This is a genomic window from Micromonospora maritima (assembly GCF_902825405.1).
GTDB classification, from domain to species: domain Bacteria; phylum Actinomycetota; class Actinomycetes; order Mycobacteriales; family Micromonosporaceae; genus Micromonospora; species Micromonospora maritima.
The window spans coordinates 1-9,136 of the sequence record NZ_CADEAU010000209.1; the positions used below are offsets into that span (position 1 = coordinate 1).

At 72.8% G+C, this 9,136-nt stretch carries 8 protein-coding genes and 2 pseudogenes; 9 read left to right on the top strand and 1 reads right to left on the bottom strand.

Annotation, left to right across the window (positions count from 1 at the left end; translation table 11 throughout):
• Window positions 1–52: 52 nt before the first annotated feature.
• The 7 genes and pseudogenes from HUW36_RS18615 to HUW36_RS18645 form a co-directional block, all read left to right on the top strand.
• Window positions 53–712: pseudogene (locus HUW36_RS18615) on the top strand (zinc-binding dehydrogenase); the annotation flags it as partial.
• A 291-nt stretch (window positions 713–1,003) separates the two neighbouring features.
• On the top strand, window positions 1,004–1,765 hold the full coding sequence (locus HUW36_RS18620; RefSeq protein WP_174529338.1) for an ABC transporter ATP-binding protein: 762 nt from the start codon (window positions 1,004–1,006) through the stop codon (window positions 1,763–1,765).
• Window positions 1,752–2,444: an ABC transporter ATP-binding protein gene (locus HUW36_RS18625; protein ID WP_174529339.1), complete on the top strand. Its 693-nt coding sequence runs from the start codon at window positions 1,752–1,754 to the stop codon at window positions 2,442–2,444. Before HUW36_RS18620 ends, HUW36_RS18625 begins: the two co-directional genes overlap by 14 nt.
• A 42-nt stretch (window positions 2,445–2,486) precedes the next feature.
• Window positions 2,487–3,743, top strand: coding sequence for an ABC transporter substrate-binding protein (locus tag HUW36_RS18630; protein WP_174529340.1), 1,257 nt, complete (start codon window positions 2,487–2,489; stop codon window positions 3,741–3,743).
• Between the two features lies 1 nt (window position 3,744).
• Window positions 3,745–4,626 (top strand): branched-chain amino acid ABC transporter permease, encoded by an 882-nt coding sequence (locus tag HUW36_RS18635; protein WP_174529341.1) that lies wholly within the window; start codon window positions 3,745–3,747, stop codon window positions 4,624–4,626.
• 53 nt (window positions 4,627–4,679) lie between these two features.
• Window positions 4,680–5,699, top strand: a complete 1,020-nt coding sequence (locus tag HUW36_RS18640) for a branched-chain amino acid ABC transporter permease (protein ID WP_174529345.1) — start codon at window positions 4,680–4,682, stop codon at window positions 5,697–5,699.
• Window positions 5,700–5,786: 87 nt separating this feature from the next.
• Window positions 5,787–7,106, top strand: coding sequence for a glycosyltransferase 87 family protein (locus tag HUW36_RS18645; RefSeq protein ID WP_174529342.1), 1,320 nt, complete (start codon window positions 5,787–5,789; stop codon window positions 7,104–7,106).
• A 23-nt stretch (window positions 7,107–7,129) separates the two neighbouring features.
• Here HUW36_RS18645 and HUW36_RS18650 read toward each other — a convergent pair whose 3' ends face one another.
• Window positions 7,130–7,942 (bottom strand): MerR family transcriptional regulator, encoded by an 813-nt coding sequence (locus tag HUW36_RS18650; protein ID WP_174529343.1) that lies wholly within the window; start codon window positions 7,940–7,942, stop codon window positions 7,130–7,132.
• Window positions 7,943–8,021: 79 nt separating this feature from the next.
• Between HUW36_RS18650 and HUW36_RS18655 the strand changes: the two genes are divergently transcribed.
• Complete coding sequence (locus tag HUW36_RS18655) at window positions 8,022–8,390, top strand: nuclear transport factor 2 family protein (protein WP_174529344.1); 369 nt, start codon at window positions 8,022–8,024, stop codon at window positions 8,388–8,390.
• A gap of 381 nt (window positions 8,391–8,771) precedes the next feature.
• A pseudogene (locus HUW36_RS18660) lies at window positions 8,772–9,136 on the top strand (transcriptional regulator); the annotation flags it as partial.

A 9,136-nucleotide genomic window follows, 5' to 3' on the forward strand; every position in this document is an offset into this window, starting at 1 on the left:
GAGATCATGATGAGTGACTGGAGTTCAGACGTGTGCTCTTCCGATCTAGCGGGCGGCCGTGCCGGTGCCGGCCGGTCTGCCGCCGGCGCAGGCGGCGCTGCTGGGGTGCGCGGTCCTCACCGGCGTCGGCGCGGTCCGCAACACCGCCCGGGTGGCCGCCGGCGAGTCGGTCGCGGTGATCGGGCTCGGCGGAGTCGGCCTGGCCGTGCTCACCGCGGCCCGCCGGGCCGGCGCGGCACCGATCCTCGCGGTCGACGTGGTGGGGGCCAAACGGGAGCTGGCCATGGCCGCCGGCGCCACCGACTTCCTGCGCTCCGACGACACGCTCGGCAAGGAGGTCCGCGCGCGCACCGGCGGACGCGGGGTGGACCACGCCTTCGAGTGCGTCGGCCGGGCCGCCACCATCCGGGCCGCCTGGCGGGCCACCCGGCGCGGGGGAGCGGTGACCGTGGTCGGCATGGGCGCCAAGGACGACCTGCTCAGCCTGTCCGCGCTGGACATCTTCCACTCGGCGCGTACGCTGCGCTCCTCGGTCTACGGCTCGACCGAACCGGACCGCGAGGTGCCGGAGCTGGCCGCCGCGCTCGCCGCCGGCGACCTCGACCTGGCACCCCTGGTCAGCGGCACGGTGTCGCTGGCGGAGGCGCCCGCGGCGCTGGACCGGCTGGCCCGCGGCGAGGGCGCGCGCTGGGTGGTCACGTTCCCGGACTGACGTCCCCCCTGCACCAGGCCGGCGACGCGCACGCCGACGGACTCGACCTGCCGGAGCACGCCGCCGGCCGGTGACGGTGCCGCGCCACATGTCGACGGCCGCCGATCGGACCGGAGTCGCCCGGGCCCGGCCGACACCTATGGAGGACGGGCCCGTGCCGCCCCGGGGGAATGTGTGGCGCATCGACATGGCTCGACCACTTCGGCTCACCGTAGGTTTCCTGCACGCGACGGCCCTGTGACCCCGGTCACCGACCTGGTCGGGGCGTGTGGACCTGCGGAGGGTGAGGCGATGGCCGGGCAAGCGATCCTGTCGGCCCGAGGGCTGACCCGGGACTTCCGGGGCTTCCGGGCCGTCGATCGCGTCGACCTCGACGTGGCGCCGGAGACCGTGCATGCCCTCGTCGGCCCGAACGGCGCCGGCAAGACCACCCTGTTCAACCTGCTCACCGGCTTCCTGCCGCCCAGCGGCGGGCGCATCGAGCTGGCCGGCCGGGACGTCACCGGGCTGCCCCCGGAGCGGGTGGCCCGGCTCGGCGTGGCCCGCTCGTTCCAGATCACCAGCCTCTTCCCGCAACTCGGCGCGCGGGAGCACGTCGAGCTGGCCCTCCAGGCGTCGAGCGGGCTGGGCTGGCGGTTCTGGCGGTCGGCGAAGCTGATGCGCCGCTATCGGGACCGCGCCGACGAACTGCTGGCCATGGTCGGCCTGGCCGACCTCGCCGAGGCGCCGGCGGAGGCGCTCGCGTACGGGCGCAAGCGGGCCCTGGAGCTGGCCATCGCGCTCGCCCTCGACCCGAAGGTGCTGCTGCTGGACGAGCCGACCGCCGGGATGGGCCTGGAGGACGTCGACCGCACCGTCGACCTGATCGCCACCGTCCGCCGGGGACGGACCGTGGTCATGGTCGAACACAACATGAGCGTGGTGGGCCGGCTCGCCGACACGGTCACCGTCCTGCAGGCCGGCAAGGTACTGGTCGAGGGGCCGTACGAGCAGGTCCGCGCCGACGAGCGGGTCATCACCGCCTACCTGGGAGCCGCGGATGCTGCGCATTGAGAACCTCTCCGCCGCCTACGGCGAGGCCCAGGTGCTGCGGGAGGTGAGCCTGGAGGTGGCCGCCGGCGAGGTGGTCACCCTGGTCGGGCGCAACGGCGCCGGCAAGTCCACGCTGCTGCGGTGCGTGATGGGACTGCACCCCGAACAGCGGGGCACGGTGCGCCTCGACGGCCGGGACATCAGCCGGCTGCCGGCGTACAAGCGGGCGCGGGCCGGGCTCGGCTGGGTCCCCGACGACCGGGGCGCGTACGCCACGCTCACGGTCACCGAGAACCTGACCCTGCCGCCCCGGGTCGGCCCCGACCCGTGGCCGCTGTCGCGGGTGTACGAGGCGTTCCCCGCCCTGTACGCCCGGCGCGACTCGGCCGCGACCATGCTCTCCGGCGGCGAGCAGCAGATGCTCGCGCTGGCCCGGGTGCTGCGCATGGGCGCCCGGCTGCTGCTCTGCGACGAGCCCACCGAAGGGCTGTCGCCGCTGCTCGTGCAGCAGGTCGGTGACCTGCTGCGGGAGGCCAAGAAGCACGGCGTGACCGTGCTCCTGGTGGAACAGAACCTGCACTTCGCCACCGGCGTCGCCGACCGGCACTACCTGCTGGCCGAGGGACGGATCGCGGAGGCGATGGAGAACGCCGAGGTGCGCTCGCGGGAACGCGAGCTGCTGGCGTACCTCGGCATCTGAATTCCGACGGCTGACCCGCGCGAACCGCGCGGTACGAAGGGGATGGACATGCGTAGGAGCGTGGGTGTGGCCGCCGCCTCGGCGGCGGCGCTGCTGGTGGCCGGCTGCGGCGGCGGTGGCCCGCAGTCCGGCGGCGACTCGAAGCTGACCGGCGACAAGATCGTGCTGGGAGTGCTCAACGACCAGTCGGGCGCCTACTCGGAGCTGTCCGGGCGCAACTCGGTCAAGGCCGTGGAGATGGCCATCGCCGACTTCAAGGCCAAGCACGGCGACGACGCGGTCACCAAGGACATCACCGTGGAGACCGCCGACCACCAGAACAAGCCGGACGTGGCCAACAGCAAGGCCCAGGAGATGATCGACCGCAAGGGCGTCGACGCCATCCTGGACGTGCCGACCTCCTCGGCCGCGCTGAAGGTCGCCGACGTGGCCAAGGAGAAGAAGAAGCTCTACTTCAACATCGGCGCGGCGACCACCGACCTGACCGGCAAGAGCTGCAACAAGTACACGTTCCACTACGCGTACGACACGTACATGCTGGCCCACGGCACCGGCACGGTGACCACCGAGCAGGTCGGCAAGAACTGGTACATCCTCTACCCGAACTACGCGTTCGGGCAGGACATGGAGAAGAGCTTCAGCGCCGCCATCGGCGCGGCCGGCGGGCAGGTCGTCGGCAAGGACGGCGCCCCGTTCCCGAACACCAGCGGGGACTACTCGTCGTTCCTGCTCAAGGCGCCGACGCTGAACCCGAAGCCGCAGGTGCTGGGCACCATGCAGGCCGGCGCGGAGCTGGTCAACGTGGTCAAGCAGTACAACGAGTTCAAGCTGCGGGACAAGGGCGTCGGGCTGGCCGTCGGCCTGATGTTCATCACCGACATCCACTCGCTCACCCCGGCCGCGCTGGCCGGCACCACCTACACCGACGCCTGGTACTGGAACTTCGACAGGCAGAACCGGGAGTGGGCGGACCGGTTCCAGTCCGAGACCGGCACCCGGCCGTCGTTCGCGCACGCCGCGAACTACTCCGCCGCCATGCAGTACCTGGAGGCGGTGCAGGCCGCCGGCACCGACGACGCCGACGCCGTGGTCAAGCAGCTGGAGGGCAAGGAGGTCAACGACCTCTTCCTGCGCAACGGCAAGATCCGCGCGGAGGACCACCGGGTCGTGCACGACGCGTACCTGGCCCAGGTGAAGCCGCAGGCCGAGGTCACGGAGCCGTGGGACTACGTGAAGATCCTCAAGACCATCCCGGCGGCGGAGGCGTTCCGCGCGCCGTCGGCGGACTGCAAGCTCTGACATGTCCGGGTTCCTGCAGAACACGTTCAACGGGCTGGTGGGCGGGGCGTTCTACGCCCTGCTCGCCCTCGGGCTCGCGGTCATCTTCGGCATGCTCCGGGTGGTGAACTTCGCCCACGGCGCGTTCTACATGCTCGGCGCGTTCGGGGCGTACGTGCTGCTCGCCGAGGCGGGCGTGCCGTTCTGGGCCGCGTTGGTGATCATGCCGCTGGCGCTGGGCCTGCTCGGCATGGTGCTGGAGCGGGCGGTGATCCACCGGCTCACCCGGCTCGACCCGCTCTACAACTTCCTGCTCACCTTCGGCCTGACGCTGATCCTGCAGGACCTGGTCAAGTCCCGGTACGGCGTGCAGTCCAGCCCGTACGCCACGCCCGACGAACTGAGCGGGACCGTCGACTTCGGGCTCTTCGACTTCCCGACGTACCGGGTGTTCATCCTCGCCTTCACCGTGCTGTTGTGCGGGGCGGTCTGGTGGGTGCTCGGGCGGACCCGGATCGGCATGGTGGTCCGGGCCGCCACCGAGCGGCCGGAGCTGACCCGGGCGTTCGGCATCGACGTGGGGAAGTGGGTCACCCCGGTGTTCGGCTTCGGTATCGCCCTCGCCGGGCTGGCCGGGGTGCTCGCCGCCCCGATGCGGGCGGTCAACCCGCTGATGGGCGCGGACCTGATCATCGTGGTCTTCGCGGTGGTGGTGATCGGCGGCCTCGGCTCGATCTTCGGCTCGGTCGCCGCCGGCTTCGGCATCGGCCTGATCCAGGCGTGGGGCGAGGCGTACCTGTCGGACTACCCGCTCGTGTCGCAGACCGTCGTGTTCGTGGTGATGGCCGTCGTGCTGCTCTGGCGGCCGGCCGGCCTGTTCGGTCGAGAGGAGGCACCGGCATGACCGAACGCACCGAGCTACGCGAGGGCCGTGAGGGCATGCCCGGTCAGCACGGCATGACAAGTGCGGTGGACACCCCCGTCGAGAAGCCGGCCCCGCGCTCCGGTCTGCTCGCCGTGGCCCGGGCGCCCGGTTGGGTCCGGTACGCGCTGCTGGCCGCGGGCCTGCTGGTCGCGCTCTGGCTGCCGAACGGGCTCTACCCGGCGGTCGCGGTGGACATCCTGTGCTGGGCGCTGTTCGCCGTCTCGGTGGACCTGCTGCTCGGCTTCACCGGCTTGATGTCGTTCGGGCACGCCGCGTTCTGGGGCACCTCGGCGTACCTCACCGGGCTGGTCGCGATCCACGCCGGCCTGCCGTTCCCGGCCGCGGTGCTGGCCGGGGCGCTCGGCGCGGCGCTGCTCGCGCTGCCGATCGGCTACCTGGCGGTGAAGCGCACCGGGATCTACTTCGCCATGGTCACGCTGGCCTTCGCGCAGATGGTCTACTACGTGGCCAACGAGTGGCGCTCGGTCACCCAGGGCGAGAACGGCCTGCAGGGCGTGCCGCGCGCGTTCTTCGGCGCCGACCTCACCGACGACTACTACTTCTACTACGCCATCCTGCCGATCGTGCTGCTCGGCCTGTTCGCCGCCTGGCGGATCGTGCACTCGCCGTTCGGCCGGGTGCTGGTGGGCATCCGGGACAACCCGGCCCGGGCCCGCGCGCTGGGCTACCCGGTGCACCGCTACAAGCTGACCGCGTTCGTGCTCTCCGGCTTCCTGGCCGGGCTCGGCGGCGGGCTCTTCGCGGTCGGCCACCGGTTCGTCTCGCTGGACGTGCTGCACTGGACCACCTCCGGCAAGGCGGTCATCGTGGTGGTGCTCGGCGGCATCGGCACGCTGTGGGGCGGGGTGCTCGGCGCGGCCCTGGTGGTCCGACTGGAGGACTGGCTGTCGTTCTCCGGGTTCGAGGCCATCGGGCTGGTCACCGGCGGCATCTTCGTCCTCGTCGTGCTGCTGTTCCGCCGCGGCGTCTGGGGCACCGTCGCCCACCTGGCCCGGCGCCGGGCGGCGATGCGCCGGGACCGGTCCGGCTGACCCGGCGTACGCGGGCGGCGCGGCGACGAGGGGTGGCGCTCCGGCGCCCCCCACGTCGCGGCGCCTCCGGCTAGACTCCCTCGCGCCATGATCATCTCGCGTCTCCGCCGCGTAGTCCGCACGAATCCCGCCGACCGGCCGGAACCGCCCCGGCTCACCCTGCCGAACTGGATGCTCCTGCCGGGCCTGGTGGCGTTGGCCGCCTCGCTCGCGGCGTACGCCGTGTTCCTCGACCACGACCCGCTCCGCGGCACCGACCTGACGATGTACCTCGGTGCCGCGCGGGCCTTCCTGGACGGTGAGCCGGTCTACCGGCTCGGCTACACCACGCTGAACCTGCCCTACACCTACCCGCCGGTCACCCTGCCGTTCCTGACCCCGCTGACCCTGCTCGACGACCGCGCCGCGCTGTACGTCTGGACGGCTGCGGGCCTGCTGGCGATGCTCGCCGTGCTGTGGTTCACCCTCCGGATGCTCGGATACGACGGCGCCCGCGGTCGGCTGGGCCTGGCCGCCGCGGTGCTCGCCGTGCTGGTGTGGACCGAGCCGTTGCACCGCAACCTCTACCTCGGCCAGATCAACATCTTCGTCCTGCTCCTGGTGGTGGCGGACCTGGCCCGGCCCGACCGCAGCCGGTTCAAGGGCGTCGGCGTCGGCCTGGCCACCACGGTGAAGCTGCTGCCCGGCCTGTTCGTGGTCTACCTGCTGTTGACCCGCCGGATTCGCGCCGCCGTCGTGGCCGGGGCGACCTTCGCCGGCTTCACCGTGCTGGGCGCGGTGGTCCAGCCGCGTAGTTCGTACGACTACTGGATCGGCGGGCGGGCGTTCGACTCCTCCCGGCCGCTGGCGACCTCCGGTCCGCGCTACGTGGGCAACCAGTCCCTGCAGGGATTCGTGTCCCGCCTCCTCGGCAGCGACGAGTTGAACAGCCGCCCGTGGGCGCTGTCCGTGGTGATCGCCGCGGCGGCCGGTCTCGGCCTCGCGGTCGCGTTGCACCGGCTGGGGGAGGAGGCCACGGCGATGGTGGTGGTCGGCTTCACCACCCTGGTCGTCTCGCCGGTGAGCTGGTCGCACTACTGGCTCTGGATCGGCCCGATGGCGCTGGTGCTGCTCGACCTGTCGCGTCGCGCGCGGGGTGCGGCCCGGTTGCCGGCCGGCGCTCTCGCGGTGGCGGCCGTGCTGCCGTTCCTGCTGTGGCCCGGGCGGGCCAGCACCGGCGAGACGGTCCCGCGGGGCCTGATCTGGAAGGCGGCCCACCTGGAGGGCACGGCCAAGACGCTGGCGGCCGACTCCTACGTCGGCACGGTGCTCGTCCTGTTCGGGCTCGCCCTGCTGTGGCTGCTCCACCGGTGGCTCACCACGGTCCGCCCCGGCCGGGACGCCGCGCCGGACCCCGCGTCGGTGTGAGCCACCCCACCGGCACGGCCTGGCTAGACGGGGGTGAGGCGGAAGACCGGCCAGCCGATCTCGGTACGCCAGTCGGCGGCGGCATCGGTGTCACGCGGGCCGACCAGGTAGGTCTCGCGGATCGGCCCGTCGACGACCAGCGCGTGGGCGACCACCCAGGCGCCGAGCCGCCCGTAGGTGACGTCGATGTCGTCGTGCGGCCCGGAGTGCACGGCGACGGCGAACTCCGCCGCCGGCAGGTCGACGACCTCGATCCGCCCGGCCGGGCGGGGATGACGGACCGGCCGGTAGACGGTCACGGCGCCGGCGCCGTCGGTGAACAGCTCGTTGGCGTACTGGCCGCCGGGTGGTCCGGTGCGGTCGCCCACCGGGTACGCCGCGTCCAGCTCCGCCATCGCGCCGTCGTACCAGGCGCCGGCCCGCGCCAACTCGACGTGTGCGCGCACGGCGGCGACGGCGAGCCCGGGGACGGCGCGCAGCTCGACCGGCAGGTCGTGGTCGTCGGGGCGCAGCAGCCGGCGCAGGGCGGTGACGGCCCCCCGGGTGCGGTCCAGCGTCTCCTCCAGGCGACGCAGGTGCCCGGCGATCAGGTCGGTGCGCCGGGCGGGGTCGTCGGTGGCGAGGATCGCCTTGACCTCGGCCAGTGGCACGTCCAGCTCGCGTAGACGGTGGATCACCTGCGCGGGCGGTACCTGGTTCGTAGAGTAGTAGCGGTAGCCGGTGAAGGGGTCCACGGTCTCCGGCTCCAACAGCCCGGCCTCGTGATAGCGACGCAACGTCCGCACGCTGAGGTGGGTGACCGTCGCGAACTCTCCGATCGTCATGCCCTTGCGCATGGCCCTCACTCTGCACCTTCCCCACGCGGGAGAGTCGACGACTTGACCCTCTCCCGCCGAGAGACCTCACGGTGGGCACATGGACGCAATCGACTGGAGTCGGGCGAGCGGGATCTCGCCCGACGACCTGCCCGTTCCGATCACGCAGTACCTCGTCGCGCACCAGGCCCGGGACGTCGACGCGGCGGTGGCGCGCTGCACCCCCGACGCGTCGGTGACCGACGAGGGCCACACCTACCGGGGACCCGAGCAGATCCGGGACTGGCTGTCCCGCTCGTCCGGCGAGTACACGTACACCACCGAACTCGTCGCCGCGGCCCGGGTCGACGACCGGCACTTCGACGCGGTCCACCACCTGGAAGGCGACTTCCCGGGCGGCGTCGCCGACCTGCACTTCCGGTTCACGCTCCGGGACGGGCTGATCGCCCGCCTGGTGATCGAGCCGTGACGGCCGGGGCTCGGCCGGCGAGAACGTGGTTCGTCACCGGCGGCAGCCCGGGCGGGTTCGGGATGGCCTTCGCCGAGGCCGCCCTCGAGGTCGGTGACCGGGTGGTGCTGACCGCGCGGCGGACCGAACGCGGTCACCGCGACCCTGGAGGACGCCCTGGCCGACATCCGTGCCGGTGAGACCCTCGCCCGGGGTGCCGACTTCCCGACCGGCTGACGCCGCCGAACGGTGACGTGTCGAGCCGGCCGCCGGTGTGAGCCGCCCCACCGGCACGGCGTGGACACCGCGTCGCGGCCGTACCGGTCAGCTCCGGGCGCATCCAGGCCGCCCCCTCCCGACGAACCCCTGGTAGTGACCGTCTACCGAGGGGTGCGTCCGGTGGTGACCGATCCGATCCCGGCCGATGTCGTCGAATCCGCCCGCAAGCAGTTCACGCTCGCGGCGGAGGACCTGGACGGCAACCGGGTCGCCGCGCTTGTCGTCGAGGCCGCGGGCCGGTGGGGGGTGGCGCCGGTGTGGGCGGGCGTCTGCGCGCCGATGCTGGCCGCGCTGCCCGGTCGCAGCGCCGCCGAGGTGGCCGTGGAGCACGCCTTCTCGGAGGGCCTGCGGTCCGGACTGGACGTGCTGCTGCGCGGGCCGGGGACGCCACCCCCGGCCGGCGGCATCCTGCTCGCCGGGGCGGAACAGGAGCTGCACTGCCTCGGGCTGCACGCGCTCGCCGCCGCCCTGCGCGAGGCGGGCCTGGG